Source organism: Porphyromonas uenonis 60-3 (assembly GCF_000174775.1).
Taxonomy (GTDB): domain Bacteria; phylum Bacteroidota; class Bacteroidia; order Bacteroidales; family Porphyromonadaceae; genus Porphyromonas; species Porphyromonas uenonis_A.
In genome coordinates, this window is record NZ_ACLR01000232.1 from 21,538 (window position 1) to 42,668 (window position 21,131).

Annotated in this window: 15 protein-coding genes and 4 pseudogenes; 5 read left to right on the forward strand and 14 right to left on the reverse strand. The window is 46.2% G+C overall.

From position 1 onward, the window contains the following. Positions 1 to 20 precede the first annotated feature (20 nt). From PORUE0001_RS09400 to PORUE0001_RS09460, 13 genes are all read right to left on the reverse strand, one after another. Positions 21 to 1,745: an ABC transporter ATP-binding protein gene (locus PORUE0001_RS09400; RefSeq protein ID WP_039865886.1), complete on the reverse strand. Its 1,725-nt coding sequence runs from the start codon at positions 1,743 to 1,745 to the stop codon at positions 21 to 23. Further along, the gene (locus PORUE0001_RS09405) at positions 1,738 to 3,516 is read right to left on the reverse strand and encodes an ABC transporter ATP-binding protein (RefSeq protein ID WP_007366203.1); all 1,779 of its coding nucleotides are present in this window, start codon (positions 3,514 to 3,516) and stop codon (positions 1,738 to 1,740) included. Before PORUE0001_RS09405 ends, PORUE0001_RS09400 begins: the two co-directional genes overlap by 8 nt. Next, positions 3,516 to 5,906, reverse strand: a complete 2,391-nt coding sequence (locus tag PORUE0001_RS09410; protein ID WP_007366207.1) for an efflux RND transporter permease subunit — start codon at positions 5,904 to 5,906, stop codon at positions 3,516 to 3,518. Before PORUE0001_RS09410 ends, PORUE0001_RS09405 begins: the two co-directional genes overlap by 1 nt. 370 nt (positions 5,907 to 6,276) lie before the next feature. After that, the gene (locus tag PORUE0001_RS09415; protein ID WP_007366210.1) at positions 6,277 to 6,909 is read right to left on the reverse strand and encodes a TetR/AcrR family transcriptional regulator; all 633 of its coding nucleotides are present in this window, start codon (positions 6,907 to 6,909) and stop codon (positions 6,277 to 6,279) included. Positions 6,910 to 7,024: 115 nt separating this feature from the next. Continuing rightward, positions 7,025 to 7,186, reverse strand: a complete 162-nt coding sequence (locus PORUE0001_RS10665; protein WP_157750211.1) for a hypothetical protein — start codon at positions 7,184 to 7,186, stop codon at positions 7,025 to 7,027. A gap of 421 nt (positions 7,187 to 7,607) precedes the next feature. Further along, the gene (locus tag PORUE0001_RS09425) at positions 7,608 to 8,387 is read right to left on the reverse strand and encodes a metallophosphoesterase (RefSeq protein WP_007366196.1); all 780 of its coding nucleotides are present in this window, start codon (positions 8,385 to 8,387) and stop codon (positions 7,608 to 7,610) included. 14 nt (positions 8,388 to 8,401) lie between these two features. Then, the gene (locus PORUE0001_RS09430; protein ID WP_007366226.1) at positions 8,402 to 10,270 is read right to left on the reverse strand and encodes a DUF262 domain-containing protein; all 1,869 of its coding nucleotides are present in this window, start codon (positions 10,268 to 10,270) and stop codon (positions 8,402 to 8,404) included. After that, a complete protein-coding gene (locus tag PORUE0001_RS09435) occupies positions 10,254 to 12,083 on the reverse strand; it encodes a DUF262 domain-containing protein (protein ID WP_007366200.1) in 1,830 nt (609 codons plus the stop codon). The genes PORUE0001_RS09430 and PORUE0001_RS09435 overlap by 17 nt, the downstream gene beginning before the upstream one ends. A gap of 11 nt (positions 12,084 to 12,094) precedes the next feature. Then, the gene (locus tag PORUE0001_RS09440; protein WP_039865888.1) at positions 12,095 to 12,643 is read right to left on the reverse strand and encodes an exonuclease domain-containing protein; all 549 of its coding nucleotides are present in this window, start codon (positions 12,641 to 12,643) and stop codon (positions 12,095 to 12,097) included. 2 nt (positions 12,644 to 12,645) lie between these two features. Beyond that, entirely contained in the window at positions 12,646 to 13,197 is a 552-nt protein-coding gene (locus PORUE0001_RS09445) for a hypothetical protein (RefSeq protein WP_007366216.1), read from the reverse strand. 5 nt (positions 13,198 to 13,202) lie between these two features. Further along, complete coding sequence (locus tag PORUE0001_RS09450; protein ID WP_007366209.1) at positions 13,203 to 14,114, reverse strand: helix-turn-helix transcriptional regulator; 912 nt, start codon at positions 14,112 to 14,114, stop codon at positions 13,203 to 13,205. Between the two features lie 211 nt (positions 14,115 to 14,325). Continuing rightward, entirely contained in the window at positions 14,326 to 14,685 is a 360-nt protein-coding gene (locus tag PORUE0001_RS09455) for a hypothetical protein (RefSeq protein WP_039865890.1), read from the reverse strand. Beyond that, complete coding sequence (locus PORUE0001_RS09460) at positions 14,678 to 15,967, reverse strand: hypothetical protein (protein WP_007366205.1); 1,290 nt, start codon at positions 15,965 to 15,967, stop codon at positions 14,678 to 14,680. Before PORUE0001_RS09460 ends, PORUE0001_RS09455 begins: the two co-directional genes overlap by 8 nt. 748 nt (positions 15,968 to 16,715) lie before the next feature. Here PORUE0001_RS09460 and PORUE0001_RS11000 point away from each other — a divergent pair. Both PORUE0001_RS11000 and PORUE0001_RS11005 read left to right on the forward strand, forming a co-directional pair. Then, positions 16,716 to 17,936 (forward strand): transposase, encoded by a 1,221-nt coding sequence (locus PORUE0001_RS11000; RefSeq protein ID WP_007366208.1) that lies wholly within the window; start codon positions 16,716 to 16,718, stop codon positions 17,934 to 17,936. 21 nt (positions 17,937 to 17,957) lie between these two features. Further along, entirely contained in the window at positions 17,958 to 18,596 is a 639-nt protein-coding gene (locus PORUE0001_RS11005; RefSeq protein WP_007366215.1) for a transposase, read from the forward strand. Between the two features lie 72 nt (positions 18,597 to 18,668). Here the strand turns inward: PORUE0001_RS11005 and PORUE0001_RS09475 are convergent. Further along, a pseudogene (locus tag PORUE0001_RS09475) lies at positions 18,669 to 19,787 on the reverse strand (TraM recognition domain-containing protein); the annotation flags it as partial. Here PORUE0001_RS09475 and PORUE0001_RS10200 point away from each other — a divergent pair. From PORUE0001_RS10200 to traN, 3 pseudogenes are all read left to right on the forward strand, one after another. Next, a pseudogene (locus PORUE0001_RS10200) lies at positions 19,785 to 19,967 on the forward strand (conjugative transposon protein TraJ); the annotation flags it as partial. The pseudogenes PORUE0001_RS09475 and PORUE0001_RS10200 overlap by 3 nt on opposite strands. Positions 19,968 to 20,329: 362 nt before the next feature. Further along, a pseudogene (locus tag PORUE0001_RS10470) lies at positions 20,330 to 20,657 on the forward strand (hypothetical protein). Positions 20,658 to 20,663: 6 nt separating this feature from the next. Beyond that, positions 20,664 to 21,131, forward strand: a pseudogene (traN, locus tag PORUE0001_RS09485) (conjugative transposon protein TraN); the annotation flags it as partial.

Here is a 21,131-nt window from a genome sequence, read left to right on the forward strand (position 1 = left end):
ATTGATATTTTGTTGTTGATTTATCCCATTGACTTTTCAAGCATCTTCCTGTAGGTAGCCGATTGCACCCGCAACTCTGCATCCGTACCCATTGCTTCAATCTTACCTTGATGGAGCAACACGATCTTATTGGCTCCACGAATGGTACGCATGCGGTGAGCGATAACAATGACTGTCTTCTCCTTGATCAGCTCCGACAAAGCCTCTTGTATTAGGCTTTCATTTTCCACATCTAGCGAGGCCGTGGCTTCATCCATCAAGATGATGGGTGCATCTTTTAGGAGGGCTCTGGCAATGGAGATCCGCTGGCGTTCTCCACCAGAAAGTCGCTCGCCGTTTTCCCCAATGACGGTATCAATACCATCAGGCATACGATCGATAAACTCATCACAGCGGGCAATTTTGGCGACACGAGTCACTTCCTCGTCCGTTGCTCCTTTCTTGCCGATACGAATGTTGTCTTTGATACTGGCATTGAATAGCACTACATCCTGAAAGACAATGGCGTAGTTCTTGAGCAGTGTTTCGGGATCTATCTGACTAATATCCTCGCCACCGAGCAGGATTTTGCCCTGCTGTATGTCCCAAAAGCGAGCGGCCAACTTGGTCAGCGTGGTCTTGCCACTTCCAGAAGCCCCAATCAATGCTGTCACCTCGCCTTGTTTCGCAGTGAAGCTCACGCCGTTGATGACGGTATAATCCTCGTAGCCGAATACTACATCTTTGAAATCTATACTATAATCCCTAGGGTTCATCTCTTGTTTGCCCTCCTGAATAGGCATAGTCTTGATCTCCTTGATACGTGCCACCACACCATCGAGTGTCACGATCATAGCCATAAAGGACAGAATGCCCTCTATAGGCACGTAGATGCTTGCCGTGAGGATGAGGTAGGCGATATAGACCAGAATATTGATTTGTCCGGCAATCAGCATGTTGGCACCGACAATCGCCACCGAGACGATTCCGAGCTTCATCAGCATACCAGCCAGTGCGGTGGCAATACCAGCGGAGAGTTCCATCTTTACCTTATTCCTAGTATTACCATCCATCTTGTGGTAGAACTCGTTCAGTGTCCGCTCTTCTAGATTATAGGACTTAATCTCCTGTATCTGGTCTATCTGCTCTTGTAAGTCGTCAAGCACGTCACGACTGGTCTTCACATAGGCATTCACATCATTCCGTTGTTTCCTCTTGGAAAGCGAAAAGAGTAGTAGCGAGACGGGGATGACCCACAATGCCGCCAATCCGAGCTGCCAATTATAATCGAGTATCATTACAGATATAATCACCGTGGAAATGGATGTGGCATAAATATGCGGCACGGAGTGTGAGAATATCTGCTCATAGAGATTCAGGTCGCTCATCATCGTCGCCGAGAGGTCGGATACATCACGCTTGCCGAAATATGAGAGAGGCAGTTTCTTCAGACGGTTGGCTATATCGATACGTGAGTTGGCACTTTCATTATAGACATTGTCGTAAAGGCGTACGTAATCCCACCTTGCCACAAAAAACATCACCAACAGCATCACTAAGATGATGACGATATAGTCTACTAGGGTCAGCTCTACTGGTGCAGGAATACCCTCCAAACTGCCCAAATACTGGAATAAAAAGACAAATCCGATAATGGGCGGAAACATCTTGGTCAGATTTAGGATGGTATGCGAGAAGATAGACTTCTGCAGGTTCTTCGCACCCTGCTCCGACATGGCGTATTTTTGCTTAAAGAACTTATTCATTGTCACCTCCTATTCTCCAATTGGCGGCTTTTTGATACTCGCTCCACAGCTTTTTGTAGACACCGCCTAGGGTTAATAATTCATTATGCGTACCACTTTCCACGATTTTGCCATTCTCCATTACTAGGATTCTATCGGCATTGACCACTGTGGAGAGCCTATGTGCGATCATCAGTGTGGTTTTATCCTTTGATAGTTCCTTGAACGAGGCTTGAATAATATGCTCGTTCTCGGGATCTGCAAAAGCGGTTGCCTCGTCAAGTATCACAAAGTCGGCATTCTTCAGGAAAGCCCTTGCGATAGAAAGGCGTTGGATTTCGCCACCTGAAAAATAGGTGCCCTTAGTGCCGTATACGGTATCCAAGCCTTTTTCTAGATTATCGACAATCTCTTTGGCTCCGGCTCTGACGAGAGCTTGCTCTATCTCCTCATCGCTGGCGTTGGGGTTACCTAGCAATAAGTTCTCCCTTAGGCTCATCTTAAAGAGCTTAGACATTTGGAATACAAAAGCCACTTTTTGGCTCAGGGCCTCTTTCTTATATTCCTTGATACTGATGCCTCCAATGAAGATGTCGCCCTCATCGGCATCGTAGAAGCGGGCTGCCAAACGTGCCACGGTGGTCTTACCTCCTCCTGAAGCTCCCACCAGGGCAACAGTCTCACCTTTATTCACCTTAAACGATACATTGTCCAGCACTTTGTCTTTTCCGTATGAAAAGGAGACGTTTCTGAACTCCAAGCCCTCTCCAACAGCTGTTGCTTCGCCGTAAGTGAGGTCTTCATAATCCAAAGCTGTGTCAATCTTATCCAACGCCAACTCTGCGAAGTAGATGAAGTTTTGCATGGAGGCACTTCGCATCATAAAGACACCGAACACAGGCCCTATTAATAGATAGATAACGGAATTTCCCAGCACCTCTCGCATATCAGCTCCCGAGGTGATCATCATAATGGCAACAGGCACCAAGAAGAATGCCGTAGAGCTTGAAATGGCTTCGTACAGCGACATCTTATTCTTGAACCCCATGCTCCACCGCACCACGAAATCTTTCAGCTTTACGATGAGTGAGTAGAAACGATCGAAGCTCTCCACGCTCTGGGCAAAGGTCTTTACGACTGGGATGCCACGCACATATTCTACCGATTCGGCAGAAAGATTGGCAAGTCCCTCGTAATACTCTTCCCGCAACTTCTTGCTCTTTGGGGTCGCCATAGTCGCCATCAATAGCACGGTTATGACCATCGGAACAAGGCTCACTAGACCAAGCCGCCAGTCGAAAAGGAAGAAGAAGATCAATAGCACTATGGGCGAAACAATCGTCATGGCGAGGTCGGGCAACTGATGTGCCAGCATCGTGTGGGTCTCTCCAGCCCCATCAACAATCGTCTTGCGGAGATTGCCACTTTCACGATTGGCAAAGAAGCCCAAAGGTTTCGCCATCATCTTCTTCACGCTGAGTTTGATGATGTTGGCCTCTACCTCAAAAGCGAAGAGGTGGGATACCATTAATGCACAGAAATAGAGTAGCATTCCTGCTGCAGCAAAGCTCGCTGCCAGAATGGCGTAGTATCGTATGGTCCCCCCATCGACACTACCACTCAAGATAATCCCGCTGACAATCTTATGGATATAGACCATAGGCATCAGCACCAAAATACCCGAGAGGGCCGAGAAAACCATCGCCAGCGGAAGCATATACCTTTTCTTACCTGCGTAGTGGAGTGATCGCTTCAATACCGACGGCTTCTTCTGTTTGTTTGTATTACTCATTATGATTCAATTATGTTTGTTTGTTCTTTTGGTCTTTCAATAGTGTTCGTCTCCTTGCCAAACAGACGGAACTTCTGGATGAGTATAGGCGTCACAAAGAGGTCGGCAAGCAGGGCCGACAAGATCCCTGTCACAGATAGTATGCCCATATGTACAAAGGAGAGCCCCTCTGATGTGGTGTATACAGCGAAATTGGCACAGATTACTACGCTTGTCAAGACGATTGGAGTACCAATGGTGTGGAATGAACGAAGGATCGCATTCCTATAATTGCCCTTACGGTCAAACTCAAGATGACTATGATTGATGAAGTGTATGGTATCGTCCACAGCCAAGCCGAGGATCATCGGCATAATAGTGGCCGTCATCATATCCAATGGATAGCCCAGCCACCCCATTAGTCCTCCAACGACCAGTGCCGGGGTGATATTAGGGATTAAACCGACAAGTCCTATGCGTACACTGCCGAAAACGATCATCATCAGTATACCTATAATGAGGAGAGAAATGGCGAACGAAACCATTTGCCCGCGTGCGATATACTGCATCATTACGGTAAACTGTGGGATACTTCCAACGGTAGTGACCGCTGCATTGGGGAAGAGCCTCTGTGCGTAAGCAATTATATCGTTCAACTCTCGCTCCGTTTCCCCAGAATCGTATGAATTCATCTCCACCATCAGACGAAGACGGCGGTAGTCGTAATCTATCCAATACTCTGCTTCACTACCTCCCGCATTTTCGTAAAGGAGCAACAGCTGTGCAACCTCATCAGGGTTATGGGGGATGGTATAATAAGAAGGATTACCGTCATGGAGCGTTTGATTTAGGTCTTTGAGTATATTCAATACCGAGGTCGTTCGTTTGGTCAACTTATACCCACCAGCATGCTGTGCAAGGGAGTCCAATTGCAGTAGCATTGTTGGAGACTTTGCCAATCCATCTTCCGGGAAGTCGATCATTACATCGTAGGTATAAACAGACCCAAGTTCGCTTTCTCCCACCTCCAATAGGTTGTTAACGTAATCAATCTTTCGTCCCATCGTTCGCTCTACATCAAAAGCCGTCTCTATTTTGGTGAATTGGTATATAAGAACCACAGAGATAATCCCAGTGAGCCATAGTATCAAAGTGCCATGCCTGAGTACACTCTTACCTAAGCTTTCTAGCTTCTGATCCATCCACCTTCCACCAGTCTCCTGCACCTTGGGGTGAGGCTTTCCGTCCTTGCCAAAACTGAGGAGAATGGGCATCAAGGTGATGGAGAAAAGAAATGACAGCATCACACACGAAGAGGAGGCTATTCCGATAAAACGCATCGGCTGCATAGGAATAGCGAGGAATGAAAGCAAGGAAGCGAAAGTGGTGAGTGCACTGAAAAGCACTGGCCACCCCATTTCCCCTACCGTTTCCTCTACGGCTTGTTTCCTTAATCCATGAATGAGGAACCTACGCTTGAAATAGGAGTATACGTGAATATTGTATGCAATGGAAACGGCAAAGACCAGCAACATAGGGATCATTACCATACCGCTGTCTATGGTCATACCAACATATCCCAGCACCCCATACACCACGATGATGGAGCTGATAGCGGTGAGAAGAGGGACGACTACCCCTCTAAATGAACGTGTCACTAGTAGAAGAATAAGAATGGAGACGAGGGTTGCGATACCCATTACACGTGGCATTTCCGTCCCAATCCATTTCATTTTCATCGCTGTCACATAGGGTAGCCCAGTTCCTTTGGGATGAAGTGCCTTGTACTTGTCCTTGGTAATAATATGATCTAGTTCATTGCCCGTAAGGACCTCGGGAGAAACAGGGTTCTTCCCCTTATTCCAAACAGAGTCTTCGGGAAAAGTACGTAGCTTGAGTATAATCCACGAGAGCGTCCCATCTTTGGAAATTAATCGCTCTGCTACGTGAGGTTTCATATAAGCCTTGCGACGAATCTCTTCCAATTGCTTGGGATCCGTAGGGATCGTATCGGGGACTATCTGCTCAATGGCGATACCATCTTCGCCTCCCATCATAAACTCGATGTCAGTAAGAGAGGTGATTTTGTCGGCGTACGAAAGGCTGTCCACCATCTCGTTCGTTAGTTCACGGATCAGCTCCAGATTGTCTTTCGTAAACGAATTGTCACACCTAGTCAGCACGGCTGCGAAGTTGTCATTCCCGAATATCTCCTTGAATTCTTCGGTTTTGACAAGCATCGGGTCGTCTTCGAGAAAGTAGTCTTCCCATGAGGCACTTACCTTGAAGTACCTAAGTCCCGATACGCCAATGGCAAGGATCAGGATAAACCCTCCCAGCACTACCCAGCGATTACGCATCATTCTTTTGCCACGTAAGGCAAACCAATTGTTAATTCTTTCTATTTTCATATCGTTTCATGTTATATTGATCTTGAAGTGTCTTTACTCCTAAGTGGCAATAGTCCAAAAGAGAACGGGAAGACGTTTTTGTTCAAAAACAAAGCGAGCCGCCTCTGTAGGCGACTCGCTCGATAGGATGATTTCCTAAAATGAAATCTCTTATACTGCAGGACTCTAGAATAAATTTCCCCGCTACTTTGTATTTGGATAGTCTGTATCATTCATTTCATTCTTTATTGTCATTGACCACTCGTACCAAGCTTTAGTGCAATAGACATTGCCACGGCTTTGCCCACACTTATCAGCATCAAAGAGAGAAAGCCCATCAACGCCCTCTCCAAAATCATATTTCTTTCATTGCTAGTACTATATGTAATGCTCATAATACGCTCTGATGATCTACCTTCATAAGGCGCTTCCACCCACCTATACTGAAGTGGATATATTCACCGATAAAGCATTCGATATCCTCGGAGGAAAGCTCCTCGTGCAATACAATCTCTCTCATCATACTGATCCACCAAGAGCTGATGAAGTGTATGAAAAAAGGGGAAACATTAGTATGTAGCCCCGGATATAATTCTTTCATCCTTTCTAAATACTCGATTCCGGTTATCGTGCTTTTATCAATCCATCGCTCCCAAAAGTCTTCAAATCGTGTATCTCGAGTATCGAGAAATAGCAACCTAAGCTCCTTGCGATAACGAGTAATCACACCCATTACCTCTTGCATATATTGACGGTAATACTCTTCTGAGGTAAAGATCTCAAGTGAAAGTTTTTCATCACTATTATGGTTTTCCAGCATATTAGTCATCGCCTCCAAAAGTGGACGCAAGACGATTGCCAGCAAATCATCCTTGCAGGGATAATAATTGTATATGTTGCTTAGCCCAACACCAGACAGCCTGGAAATCTCACGCATAGACACCGCCTTGAAGCCTTTCCCTAGAAACGCTTCTCGAGCTGTATCTTGCAATAGTCTGCGTGTATGTTCCTTTGTCGTCTGCATAATAAGTGCTTTATCCTACTTCTGCGAGCAAAATTCGTGAAGTTTTCCAGAATACACAATACCTAAAAATAGGGATTTTCCGATCGGCCTTCTTGTTATTTATGACACGATAGACCTACACTTGCGCCCGCTCTTTCATCAGACGGATCAGCGCAGCGATGCCCATCTCTTCTTTGCCCTGCTTGCTTATTGGGTTGTCAACACCATACGCTGTGGACTCAAAGCGCAGGGCGAGAACTGCTACTGGCGAGAGATCGTGCGACGTATGTCTACACAAAAGTTAGTCACCACCGAAGGCGTCAATCCGCTGGGCGAAAAGGTCGAAATGCGACAATGTAGCAAGCCCTCGAAACAAGCCTCCGAGATCTACCAAAAGCTAGGCTTACGAGAAGCACCTTTCAGGAAAATCAAAATCTGTAGGACACAAAGTCCATAACACAAACGCTCCCGCCCGCACCCAGCAACCATTACACGCTTTTCCCTGTGAAACTTGGGTCGAGGAGCAGCTGTTCTCTACGGAAACATAGTCATATTTGGGGTCAATAGAAAGACCGTCACGAACAAACACCTCCTTATAATAGAATGCTTCGAGGAAACCTCTTGCATCTGATGTGGGTTCATCCCTACCAAGGTTATGTATGGCTACTACCATGCATACAAGAACCATAAGAGGAATAACAAAAAGTTTTTTTCATGGCCTATAGTTCGTTGTGAGTTGGTAATTCCTTCAATTCGTTGATATTGAGTAAATGAAAAAACGTACCATTATGCTCGTAAGTAGCAGATTGATGGTAGTGGCCATAGTACCAGTAGCGGAGAGGATGGCCATATTTCGATAGCCACTCATATACTTTGTTAAGTCCCTCACGCTCTCGTCTTACATCTTCTGCTAGGTTCTTGTCGTTAGCGCAGAAGTATTCAAAGTCACCTTTGGTATGTGGTGGGCAAAAAGATGGCGCAGGATGTGTAATAACAGCGTCAATACGCACAGACTCATCTTCCAGCACTTGAAGTTCCTCTAATTTGAAAACAAAAGGCTCATCAGTCCACCATAAAGGCATCTTTCCTTTCTCTTGGATAGACATCATAGATATGCGGAAGTTCCTATCCTGCGAAACAGCACCTCCAATGCATAGTATGTTATGGCCAGCTGTATGTACGATGGTATAGTCTGGAAGCGTCTTCATATACGGATAGTCTATCAACTCTTTCTCAAAGTAGATAGGGTCATCATGATTGCCACGTAACATCAGTAGTAAAACATTGGCCTTTGCCAACTTCTTATGCAACTTCCGCTTGTAGAGGTTATCGTAGTAACCGATACGGCAGAAACCAAAACCGCAGTCCCCTGCTACAATCACAGTGGCATCAGTTATCTGGCGCCGATCTATGTCATAGACCAACGTCTCAAAATCCCCATGTATGTCACCGCAGACAATCACGTTGTCGGGATGGTCGGAAAGGTCTAGATACTGCATACCATCTTATACATTTATTGATTGTCACAACTTTGATTTAGGCTCGTACAATTCCAAGGTCGATCGTTTGCATCAATATTGTAACTATCGGCCAAAAGGTCGAGCATCATGTTTTTGTGCTCGTCAGACACTTTCCTTGACCAACCACCAGATTGTCTAGCCATAAGATACATGTGATACATTTTTAGGCTTTGCAGGGAATAACGATTTACTTGATCTTCTACGCGAGCAAACTTCACATGAACAGGATCGTTACCTTGTGTAGAGTTGAACGATTGGGATATCAGAGCCAGATTGCCAAACGAGTGAATCGGATGTATGTCTTCGTCATCTCTTTTGGCCCACTTGTCATTGTTGCTTTCTTCTTGTGGGTGAAGATGCTCTACAGAGTTGTTGGAGCGGAAGCGGTAGTCGTGAACAGGTTTTATATTATCTGCCAGTCTTTCGAATACGCTTTCCGCTTTTTCCCACAGTAAGTATTCCAGTCGCCAAAACAGGTAATGGTTGCCTCGGACAATATGATAACTCAAAGCCTTATCTATATTGCCTGTTGGCCACGGATGGATTTGGGTGTCGTAATATCTCAGCCAAATCAAGATATTGTTTGATGATGGCTCTTGATTGCACGTTGATACATATTTGAGGTATGCCACCAGCCATCTGGAATAAGAGGTGGAAACATCCATCATGGCCAAATATTGCTCAAGGGCATCATGATTGCTCCGTTGCTTGTCGGTAGATGTGAAGAGAAGCCTATAGTCGAAACGATTTTGCTCTGAGTAGCTCTTGCGAATCACATACAAATCGAGCAGAAGACGTACTTGAAGCAGGGTTTCAAAGAATTTGGTCGCGTCAGGTTTCTCTTTTTTGAAGGTTTCAGTCAGTTTGTCTGTACGGAAACTGATATTGTAGCCCATATAGCTTAGTGTTACCAGCAACAATTCGGGAAAGTTGATGATACTTGCCTCTTTGTCGAAACGACTGTTTTGGAATTTGTATTCCTTAATGGGTGTAAGGGCTATGGTAGTAGCATCATCACTGGTTGTGGCATGAGCCATATCACAATATTCAAAGGCAGCGGAACAATTCCCGTTTTTGCAACACTCAATTGCTTCACGGTATCTTTCAATGCGCTGTTTGTCATCTTCTTCGCTTGCAGTGATAAGTTTCTTGTCCATGGTAGCCACAGCATTCCATATGCGCGTGTAGAATGGCTTGTTTTCCATAGGCTGACGTAGCAATTCCACTTTCAGAATTTCATGTTGTTCCAGACTCTTTCCTGTTGAGTTCATGGCCTCAAAATAGCGATTCAGAGAGTCTGGCACAGTCTGGTAGTGTTCTGGGAGAATGCTGTTGAAGATAGTCAGATCTGCAAACACAACTCTCGCAAAGCGGAGCTTCTCATCGTCATCAGGTATCTCATTATTGAGTTTAGCCGAGATGGCACACAAGGCCTCGTCCATTTTCTTGTTAGTATAACGAGAGATGGCATAAGAGTCTACGCTTGCAATTTGACTCAAATATTTCTCGTCATCATCACGCCCTACAAACTTTAACCTTGCTCCGCCCTGAACAAAACGTCTCCAGTCATCAGAAAACTTTTGTTGGCAGATACCAATCAACATTAGCATGGTAAAACGTTGTTGGCCGTCAATCAGTTCATACGTGCCATTATTCCTCACTGTGGTTATCATGCCAATATAATATGGAGTTCCTGATTTGTAGCGATAATGCTCAATCAAGTCATCCATGAGTTGGTTCACCTCTTTCAATCCCCATACGAACAAGCGTTGATAAAGAGGTATGGCAAATGAAATATTGTTGTTGACAATATCTTGCGGTGTGAGTTTGCCTATCGGTGTGAGTTTACCAATCGAATTCATCTTCTATGCGTTTTGAGATTTCTTTATCTGAAACTGCTGGAATTGCTTTGAACAGATTTTTGAGAGAATTGAAGAATGCTGAATGTACAGGTCTTACGTCCTCCTGCATTTCATACACACATGGTACAATACGTTCCAGTGCTTCAGCAAGAAAGAACGTGGGCGAAGAGGATTGCTCAACCATCATAATTATCTCACTGTTTTGGGCATATTCCCTCACGCTGGCCGTAGTGGCACGCGGTGTGGAATAACGATGTTTGGCCATATAAGAGCAGATGCAGAACAAAGCCTCTGTCAGGTATGCTCGTCCAAATTTGAGATAATATCCAAATAGCAGACTCTCGATGACACTGGCATATCTGGCATGTGCTCCCCAATTCAGGTGTCTATCCAGTAACTCGACAATCTTCGTTTGCCGAAAGTCCTCATAGGAATGGACAAAATTTTCGGCATAAGCAAAGAAGTGGCTCCCGCCCTGAATCTTTTCGTTGAAAACAAACGATTCGCCAAACGGAGGTATGCCTATCATTACCGGAGCTGCCTGGTATTCCTTTTGTACGTGCCTGTAAGCATCTTCGTCTGCAAAATTTCTCCGCATCCAATGACGCAGGCGGAATAGATGTACCGCGAGGGTCTGTTTGAGATTGTTTTCTTTGCCTGAACCATCTTGCTCTTGTGTCATTGCATTCCATTTCTCTGCGAGGTGCATAGCCTGCTCCTCGATATGTATGTAGCGTAAATGGTGAGCTTTGAGAAGGTCAAAATCTGACAAAGGTACGCCACGTGAGTTCTGCGCCGAAAAGAAAGTGTAGGCTAAATCCATATTGTTGCCAGTGAGAATTAGCACCGCAAACGACAACTTTTCGAGCATCGTCTTGGCAAAATCTTGTGGCTCTTTTTCACGAGCGACAAGTGTTTTGATGACGTATTTTGCATTAGACACATGCTTCGTAGACTCATGAGAGAAGAATGAATGTTTCATCAACGGCAACTGACCGGTTGCCCCCAAAGCCCTTATCATCAGGCTTAGTGTGACCAAACGTTGTTGGCCGTCAATAATATCATAAACATAAGGCTTGTCGGGAGTTGTGTCCTGATGGTAATGCAGGATAATGGTTCCCAAATGGTAGTCGTTTTGTAAACGTGAGGATTTAATGGCATTCCATAAAGTGACTATATCGTTATTCTCCCAACAATAGTCTCTTTGATAGTCAGGCAATGCCAAATTCCAATTCATCAACTCGCCAAGATGCATAGAGAATGCGGAAACGCCATCTTCAGATGTGTCTGAATAAGGAGTTTCATCAAATGTTTCTTTTATGTTGTACGGAGCCTCCAAACTTTCCACTTCAGGTTGTGAAAGAAAATCCATTATCAAGGGTAAGAAGTATGTCTCTAACCGTTTGAGGTTTGCAACGAGTGCATCTAAATCTGGAGTGTCAACAGACAGACGCGCATATGGAAGGTTTGTAAAATCGTTCCAATTCCACGATAGCCATTCGATGTCTTCTTTGCCAACAGTTTTGTTTTTCAGGAACCGGGCCAATCGTCTTATTCTTCCTTCACTTTCGGTTTGGGGCTCAAAATGCAAAAGTACATAGCCGTCCCTCCATGTGCCATTACTATGATACTCATAGTGAACTTCTTCATCATGAGCATCATTATCAGGGGCGTAGCCAGCAGAGAATCGTATATGGCGCGAACTTTGCCACGAACCTCCGGGAGCATGAATGCCGGAGACCCTAGCGTTTAGACCACTCCGTGTCAAAGCTGCGTTTAGTTCTTCTTTATTGTTTTGAATCCAATATGCCATCACCGTATCCTTTATTTACTAGTGGGTTGTTCTATAAGTTCACATTGTGCAGCGTCTGCGATTTCTCGCAAATACAATCTTGCACACATCTCAGCATCGTCACCGGCACGATGGTGAGTGCCTTCGGGAATGTCGAGTTGCTTGCAGAGGTATTCGAGGGAGTTGCAGCCGAAGTCGTAGATACGACGAGCCGTTTGCAATGAACATTCCCATTTTAGTTCGGGCAAATGCAAATGATATAACTCTGAAGAATGTTCTAAGCAACTGCGGTCAAAACCGGCATTATGGGCTACAAAGGTGTCGAACTCATCAAGATAGAGGCGTTCTATCTCCTCCCACACTTGCGGAAAGTCGGGAGCGTTTTTAGTGTCCTCTGGCTGTATGCCATGACATTGCATATTCCAGTAACTATATAAGTTGTCCTCTGGACGCACAAGCCAAGATTTGGTTTCTTGCACAGTACCGTCCTTTACCACACAAATGCCAACTTCACAAACCGATGCACGTTTGCCAGTGGCGGTTTCAAAGTCTATTGCGATGAAATTCACTCCTTTTTTCATAGTCAGTCCTCCCCAAAGAAACCGTCAATACTAAAATCGTCATCGTCATAATCGTCATCATGACGATTCGGAAACATCATGTCCATTTCAGCTTCGGGGTCGTAGAAGTCGTATTCTGCCGACACTTGCTTCACCAGTTTCTCGAAGAGGTTAATACGTTCTTCTGTATAATGCGGGATATACCCTTCTCGATTAATGAGCACCGTTTCAGAAAGGAAAGACATTTCTTCTTTCATCTCAGCAACTTCCTCCTGAAGGGCATCAATATCGTCAACGTCTGGATGGTTATCCACCAGTTCCTGAAGGCGATGGATATAGCCCTCCAACTGTGGGTGTGTTTTCACGCCACCATCATAGATGCCAAATTCGATACGAATATCTCTCAACAAGCCCTTTAAGCGTTTCTGATCCTTTTCGTCGTTTTCATTGTTGGGGACAAAGGACTCGTTAAAATCAAGAGCCTCCTTATACATATTGATGGCCTTAGACGCTTTCGGGGTTTTATTTGCGATGTCGCACAATGCGTTGATGTGCTTCTGAATATCACTTGCCATAGCTGTTATTTATAGATATGCATTAAGTTTTTTGCGATGTTCCGCATTTGCTTCCTTACTGATTCCGGTTCCACGACCTCTATCTGATCCACCTGCATAAGTAGGGCTTGTAGAAACTCGTAGTTGGGCCGCACATCGTATGAAAAAGTCGTTGATTCATCATCTCGGGCAATTTCTTTCTGAGAAGGGTGGATGGGCAATGTGGCCAGGTATTTACGGGCATAGTCATACGCTTTGATAACTACATGCTCAATGCCGATTTTTTTATCCGCAATGACACCAACGCAACCTTCAAAGAATGCATTGATGTCAAAATCGTCCGGCATCTTAAACATCTTCTCCAGTACCTCTATCTCCTGTATGCGGTCAAGGCCGTATATGCGCACATCGTCGTAATAAGGAGAACGGCCTACGAGATACCACCGGCGATTATAGACTTTCATCACGTAAGGTTCTACCTCAAAGGTTGAAGCATAGTCCTTGCCAAAGCCTTGGTGGGTTATCTTCAGAACCCTATCAAAGCGCATGGCCTCCAGAATACGTGTGAGGAAACGGCTACCCGACGGCATTTCCTCAAACTGAATGCGATGTTCCAATGAACGGTCGGCCTGCAACTGGTTAAGAGTGGCATAACTGTCCACCAACCATGATCGTAAGCCATCTCCCTCCAAATCTTCTTGGTGGTCGATGTAATACTTATAGCCGTCCTTGGCATCGCACTCAATATAGACATTGAATACGTCCGCAATGGCTTTCTTGTGGTTCATGAACGTGCGCCACGGCAGGTCATCGCCATAACCGAGGTGGCTGCGCTTCCAACATTCGTTGATTTCCTGGAATGTGATGCGCCTGTATCTTCGTATGGTGTCTATAAGCCATACATAGCGGCCGAACAGGTCTGCGTTTCGTGCTCCCATATCTAATGCTTTGATCTTTTGACTGCAAAGCTACCAATAATCTATGAAAAATTGCGGCATAGTAGTGCGATTTCTGCGTTTAATCGCCATTATTTGAGGTTTTTTCTCCATTTTGAGATGTGTAAGCAGCAATAATCACTCCTGTAGGAGACATTCTGTCGGGGAAGTATAGACCAAACTTCATCTCAACGTGGTTGCTTTCCATCTTTTCTTAGATGTCTTTAAGGTATGCTGCCCATAGAGGCACCTCTTCTTGGTCGCGGATAGCCATATTGCATAGCCAGGAGGATAAAGTTATTTCTTCGTGTGCTTGTCGAAGTTGCTGGATTGCAGACGTAATACGATTAGGACTATCCCTGGAGATGTCAAAGGCCAAGGCATCAAGAACATCTCCCGACTTGCATACTGCCTCAATGTCTTGTAAATCGAGACTAATCAGATTTTGCTGTTTCACAATACGCTCTATAACTAACTCACGATAGTTCTCATACGTGGATAGTCTCTTAACTTTGTTGTTGAGATGCAATGCCTTGCTCATCTCGTCAAATCTTTCTAAAATAGAATCACTCATCGCTGTAATTGCTATAGTTAGACATTGCTGATGCCAGTTCCATCGTCTTATATGCCGTGGCAAACTCCTTTGGGAAGTGGACTTTAAGATAGCCAATCTGATACGCAAGGAATGTGTAGCACACAGCATGGCTGCGAATGAAAGTATAGCAGGTAGTATGCTCCCATTCCTCGAAGATGCCCCGTAGGGCGTCAGTCGGAAAACCATTCCGCGTTCCTTGGGCAATGAACTTGTCCTTGAGCACGACAAAGCTATCATACTTTTTCTTTCCAAGGTCTCTGCGCAGTTGGTCGCTCTCTCCAGGTGTGAACGATGCCAACCTTTGGGCTATGAGCATTATTTGCTCTTGATAAATGGTCATACCGTAGGTGTAACCAAGTATTTCCCTCAGTTCTGGGATGACATACTCTATGGGCTTATCCCCGTTCTTGCGGGCAATATATTCTGTTGTCCAATCCAGTGGGCCAGGATGGCACATAGTGTAGAGTGCAACCAGTTCCTCGAATGTCTGTGGTGCAGCTTGCCGAAGCAGGTCTTGCATGGTTGAACTGTCAAAGTCATAGATGCCACAGGTATCTCCTTGGCGAAATAGATTCATTGTGGTTTTGTCATTCAAAGGAAGATTATCCAAATCGAAATTGCCATCAGACATTGTCAAGCACAAGTCAATGACAGATAGTGCTTCAGTTCGTAGCAGATGAAATGGTATCAACCCTGCGTCTTCCGCATCCAACATAGATACAGCAATGGTCGGTCTATTTCTGACCCCTTTTTTCTCAACAGAGACAATGTCTACGATGTTTTGGGAACAGATAAAGATGGGATGCGTTTCTTCACGTCCGTATGCCACATGGTCGTAGTGTTCACTCAGATAATCGAACATCTTGCCTTGCGTAGCCATGTCCACATCAATATCGATGTCAGGCAATAACCTCTTGTCAGGATTGCAGAAACGCTCGAACAGTAGCCCAAACTTCAAAGGGTCGATAGACGTGATGCCAAGGCAATAATTTACAATAGAACCGGCAGCACTGCCTCTTCCAGGACTGACACGCCCGATTTCTCGTGCGTGCTGCACATAGTCAGCCACAATGAGGAAGTAATCAGCATATCCAGAATCCTCAATATATCTCAGTTCATAATCTATGCGGTTGGCCAGTTCGTCTGACCAATCCTCGCCATAGCGTTCGCACGCACCCTCAACAACGAGGTCTCGTAGATATTCCTCGTCACCAGAGGCATTATCCCAATATTTGGGAAGGAGATAATCTTTTTTCGCCATATTCTTTTGTTAATTGGATGCAAAGATAGTGCTTCGGCTATGCCATATTAAAGCACATCTTTCTTTATCTCACGATTATTTGTCTTTCGTCGGGCACGTCTTGGGTATCTGAACGGAGTTTGGCACGGCGACTCTCTATTGAGAGGCTGTGGCGTATCACCACATTTCGGGCTTCCACTTCGCCTGCAAGACGAAGATAGCGGGAATATCCTTGAGATGTGTTACCACCTTTGGCAAAACCTTCTGCCTCCTGTATTAAATGTTGTACTTCGTGAAGCAACACGCCTTCAATCTGTTGGTCGAAGGGTGCATTGGGGTTCCGATTGTCACCACCATACCATAATTGATGGGGTCAAAGTAGCCCAACGTGCCTCCTCTCGAAGTGTAAGAAGAGAACAATCTTAGCAGATTAAAGGCGGGATATACCGAAAGCAAGGAGGTATCAGCCATACATAGGGCTATGTTTATTGGTTCGCCGTAATGCCTTTTTACGTGATCTTCGATGACGGCATTGGGGTGGAATGGGTCAGGGTATTCAAACTTCCACAAACCCTCCACGCCAAGTTCCCAACCTGTCCGCATTTTAACCCAAGTTTCACGGCAAAAATGAATTTCGAGGCGTTTTGCCCCGAAATTTGAGGAGGCGAGAGCCGTAACTGATTGAGTGTCAAAGGGGGCTTTTGGCGAGCGGTGCGGATTCCGATTTGTAGGACACTTTTGGTTGAAATATTTGTCGTTACTTTGCCCCATGCACGCAAATGTTCAGACCCGTTTCAACCCGGCCATCGGCGAAAAGGCTCCTTACTATCGGCTTAAGGAGTCTTATCGTGATGTGCGGGGAAATGTCCATTCGCTGATCCTGCTCAACGTTGGCTTCGATCCCTCCATCGATGCCCTACAGGCTAAGAAAATCGCTCGTGCACTGACGAATAGGTTTGAGAATCGCCACGCCAAGACGCTCTTCAGCGAACGGCTTAATGGGTTGACTGAGCACGAACAAGCTAAGGCTGACGAGTGGTGGAATAGGATGATTCAGGAGGGCGGGATAGATCGCTTTGACAAGCGAGAGCAGGCTGCTCGCAAGGAGGCGGAGCACTACATCGACCTAGACACCGCCAAGCACACCGATGCCCGCAATGTGGGTGCCGAGTGGCTCTGCAAGCAAACCATCGATAAGCTAGAGCTGGAGAGCTTTTTGAAGCGTCAAGGTTGGTCCGAGCAGGCCATCCATACAGCTCTCTCAGCACTGATCGTTCGTACCGTCTACGCCACCTCGGAGCACGCCTCTTACTTCACCATGCGTGACAATTCGGCAGCTGCTGAGCTTTACTCGGGTCGCCCCGATTGGCTCCCAGGCAGAAATGCGCTCTACACGATTACCGACCAACTCTTTGTCCTCAAGGAGCAACTCGAGCTGCATCTCTGTATGATGACTGACCACCTCTTTAATATAGACAATAAGTTGATGCTGTTTGACTTGACCAACTTCTATTTTGAGGGAAGCAAGCGCAACAGCCAGAAGAGCAAGTTTGGTCGCTCCAAGGAAAAACGCTCCGATTGCAAGCTCCTTATCTTGGCGCTGTGCATCAACAAAGAGGGGTTCATTCGCTACTCTTCGATCCTCGAGGGCAATACGGCAGATCCGAAGTCTTTGCCCGATATGATTGAGAGCTTGGCTCAGAAAAGCCCTGCCCGAAAGGAAAAGACACTGATCGTCATGGATGCAGGCATTGCCACTGAGGAGAATCTAACGAAGATCAAAGCGAAGGGCTACAACTACCTCTGCGTCTCGCGTACGAGGCTGAAGGAGTACACCCTCCGAGAGGACCACAAGTGTGTCGTCGTGCAGGACTCCAGCAAGCGAGAAATCAAGCTTCGTGAGGTGCACACGGCTCCCGATGAGGACTATTTCCTAGAGATTACCTCCCCCTCAAAAGCGATGACTGAAGCCTCTATGAACAGGCAATAGCGCAGTCGTTTTGAAGCTGAGTTGGTCAAGATAAACGAGGCTATCAAGAAGAAGGGTGGTACGAAGAAGTACGAAAGAGTTGTGGAGCGAACAGGCAGAGCCATAGAGCGTTATCCGTCGATTGCACGCTACTACGAGATAGACTACATCCGCAGTGAGGAGAAGCCCCTAGAGATGCAAGAGGTGGCTTGGAAAATCAAAGACCTCTCCAAGGTGGAGGGCGGTCACGGCGTTTACTTCCTGCGCACCAACGTCCGTACACTAGACGAACGAACTACTTGGGACTATTACAACTTGATCCGAGAGATAGAGTGCACGAATCGTCAGCTCAAGACGGATCTACACTTGCGCCCGCTCTTTCACCAGACGGATCAGCGCAGCGATGCCCATCTCTTCTTTGGCCTGCTTGCTTACTGGGTTGTCAACACCATACGCTGTGGACTGAAAGCACAAGGCGAGAACTGCTACTGGCGAGAGATCGTGCGACGTATGTCTACACAAAAGTTAGTCACCACCGAAGGCGTCAATCCGCTGGGCGAAAAGGTCGAAATGCGACAATGTAGCAAGCCCTCGAAACAAGCCTCCGAGATCTACCAAAAGCTAGGCTTACGAGAAGCACCTTTCAGGAAAATCAAAATCTGTAGGACACAAAGTCCATAACACAAACGCTCCCGCCCGCACCCAGCAACCATTACACGATCCCTCCCGTGAAACTTGGGCTATCTTTACGAATCATTCTTTGATGAGGTGTGCAAGTGTTGGATCATTCTTAATTCGCTCTATTTCTGAGTCCACAAGAGAAAGGACTTCTTGCTTGACTTGGCGATAATTGGCTTCAATAGTCTCACGCAGACTGTCGGAGCCATTTTCGTTTGTAAAGTCCGCTATGATGGGGATAGGCTGATATGCTTTCGTTTCAGCAGAGACCTTGGCAACATCCACAACGATCTCAGCGTGGAAGATTTTCTGATCGATGCGTTCATCGAAATTGTCTGAGACAGCTCCAACGAACATACCTTGTGTAAGGTTACTAATCTTACTTGCAGGGATAAGACTGTCCATTTGTGTGGAGATAGAGGTGGATTTATCGTTACGGTTGATGGTCATTGACTGCCGTTGCTGAAGCACTTTGCCAAAACGCTCGGAAAGCGTCTTAGCTGTTTCTCCCACGACTTGTCCGCTAAAAACATTACCCACAGTGTTCTGTATCACCTTACTCTCCTTCTCCCCATGGTCGCGGGTCAGCTGCGAGAAGTCTTGAAAGCCTAAACACACAGCGACCTTGTTACTTCGAGCTGTAGCAATCAGGTTATCAAGACCACGAAAGTAGATAGTAGGTAGCTCATCTATAATCACCGAGCTTTTAAGTTGATGCTTCTTATTAATAAGCTTCACAATGCGGCTATTGTAGAGTCCGAGCGCAGCCGAATAGATGTTCTGTCGGTCGGGGTTGTTCCCTACCACAAGCACTTTCGGCTCATTAGGATTGTTGATGTCTAGAGAGAAGTCATCGCCCGTCATCACCCAATACAATGCTGGTGAAATCATTCGTGAAAGCGGTATCTTGGCACTAGCTATCTGCCCCTGTAATTGGTCTTGTGCTCCACCCTCCCAAGCGTCCATAAAAGGCGAAAGGTAGTTCGCCAGCTCATCGTAAGAGGTGAGTATCGGGAATATCTGGGCATACGGTCGATTCAAGAATTCTATAGCATGTGGAAAGGTGCAATACTTCCCCTCCTCGTATATCTTCAAAAACCAAATGATAGCCGCAAGCAAGATAATTGGCGACTCCACAAAGAAGTCACCCTGCTTCTGAATCCAGGAGCGGTTCAGATTGAGCATGATGGGGTAGCGGGCTGGATTATAGAGGCTGACGGTGGCATCGGGGCGTACGGACGCAATGTCAATCAGACGGCGCAACGAGGTACCCAAGGTGCCTATACGGGAGGTAAGGCGGTCGCTAGTGCCACTGGATCTATGGCTGGCAACGTAGGCGAACGTATCAAAGGGGCACTTATCAAGGGCAAATAGCGCCCCTTCAGCCGAAGGGTGGCTATGACACGCTTGATGAGGATGCGATGACCACGTGACGGTCGTATGACGGTCAGGTGGGTAGGATTAGCTCCTCCCATGTGTGTCAATGTAGTAGCTGGGAAGGTAAGCGTAGTGCCTGCCGTGTGGCACTACAGTTTCCTACCCATGGCACTGGAGTTTCCTGCCTATGAAACTACAGTTTCTCACCTATGAAACTACAGTTTCTTCCGTATGAAACTGCAGTGCCAAGTGGGGTTGGCACTAGAGTTTCACCCGTATGGCACTACAGTGCCAAGGCGCATTGGCACTAGACTACCCCTCAGAAGTTTTTAGATATAAGACAATTAGAATAATGGAATATGGAATTCAAATCACTCACAAACATAGAGACCTCTTTCAAGCAGATTAGGCTCTACGCTATCATCTTTGCGATAGTCTGCATAGCGGTCAGTAGCTATGCGGTCTACGCTTCGTACAGCTTTGCTAAGAAGCAGCGTGAGAAGGTGTACGTACTGGACCAAGGGAAGTCTCTGATGCTGGATCCGACAGAGCAATGTCACGGAGCGGAGCTTGGTGACTAGTTGCTCGCTGCAAAACTCGGTTCGCTCGGACAACAATCCGCAAGGGTTTCTGATGGAGCACTTCCTCGTACGAGAGAATCGTGACATCCAAACTTACAAGCGATAAGTCTATGAAGCGGAGAATGTGCTGCGTGTAAAGGCTGCCGTCCGTGAGTTTGAGACGGAGACCAATATGAGCGTCATCTGCGAGGATGGCTCGTTCTATGCATTCAACGTGAAGTATGCGGATGAACCAGGGAAGCTCAGCATGGAGATGAAGGACTTTCTATCTCCTACGGAGGGAAGACTGCCGAGCAATCGTGCGGACATATACTTCAAAGAGCTGGGAAGTGAGTCGCCCATATTGGTTAAGCTGATTATGAAGAGCATCTACCAAAATGATAAGCGAACCATCAAGCATGTTGGAGCGAAGCAATTCGGGATGCGCTTCCTACTGCGTGGCTTATATGCCCACAATGGGTTGCTTTACTTCCACGTCCGTATGGATAATGAGTCTAATATGCCGTATGCGGTGGACTTCATCACGTTCAAGGTGGTGGACAAGAAGGTGGCGAAGCATACAGCTATACAAGAGCGAATG

What these genes read in the sequence shown, in the direction of transcription:
- PORUE0001_RS09400 (WP_039865886.1), bottom strand. Translation starts at nt 1,745, where the DNA reads ATGAATAAGTTCTTTAAGCAAAAATACGCCATGTCGGAGCAGGGTGCG.
- PORUE0001_RS09405 (WP_007366203.1), bottom strand. Translation starts at nt 3,516, where the DNA reads ATGAGTAATACAAACAAACAGAAGAAGCCGTCGGTATTGAAGCGATCA.
- PORUE0001_RS09410 (WP_007366207.1), bottom strand. Translation starts at nt 5,906, where the DNA reads ATGAAAATAGAAAGAATTAACAATTGGTTTGCCTTACGTGGCAAAAGA.
- PORUE0001_RS09415 (WP_007366210.1), bottom strand. Translation starts at nt 6,909, where the DNA reads ATGCAGACGACAAAGGAACATACACGCAGACTATTGCAAGATACAGCT.
- PORUE0001_RS09425 (WP_007366196.1), bottom strand. Translation starts at nt 8,387, where the DNA reads ATGCAGTATCTAGACCTTTCCGACCATCCCGACAACGTGATTGTCTGC.
- PORUE0001_RS09430 (WP_007366226.1), bottom strand. Translation starts at nt 10,270, where the DNA reads ATGAATTCGATTGGTAAACTCACACCGATAGGCAAACTCACACCGCAA.
- PORUE0001_RS09435 (WP_007366200.1), bottom strand. Translation starts at nt 12,083, where the DNA reads ATGGCATATTGGATTCAAAACAATAAAGAAGAACTAAACGCAGCTTTG.
- PORUE0001_RS09440 (WP_039865888.1), bottom strand. Translation starts at nt 12,643, where the DNA reads ATGAAAAAAGGAGTGAATTTCATCGCAATAGACTTTGAAACCGCCACT.
- PORUE0001_RS09445 (WP_007366216.1), bottom strand. Translation starts at nt 13,197, where the DNA reads ATGGCAAGTGATATTCAGAAGCACATCAACGCATTGTGCGACATCGCA.
- PORUE0001_RS09450 (WP_007366209.1), bottom strand. Translation starts at nt 14,114, where the DNA reads ATGGGAGCACGAAACGCAGACCTGTTCGGCCGCTATGTATGGCTTATA.
- PORUE0001_RS09455 (WP_039865890.1), bottom strand. Translation starts at nt 14,685, where the DNA reads ATGAGTGATTCTATTTTAGAAAGATTTGACGAGATGAGCAAGGCATTG.
- PORUE0001_RS09460 (WP_007366205.1), bottom strand. Translation starts at nt 15,967, where the DNA reads ATGGCGAAAAAAGATTATCTCCTTCCCAAATATTGGGATAATGCCTCT.
- PORUE0001_RS11000 (WP_007366208.1), top strand. Translation starts at nt 16,716, where the DNA reads ATGCACGCAAATGTTCAGACCCGTTTCAACCCGGCCATCGGCGAAAAG.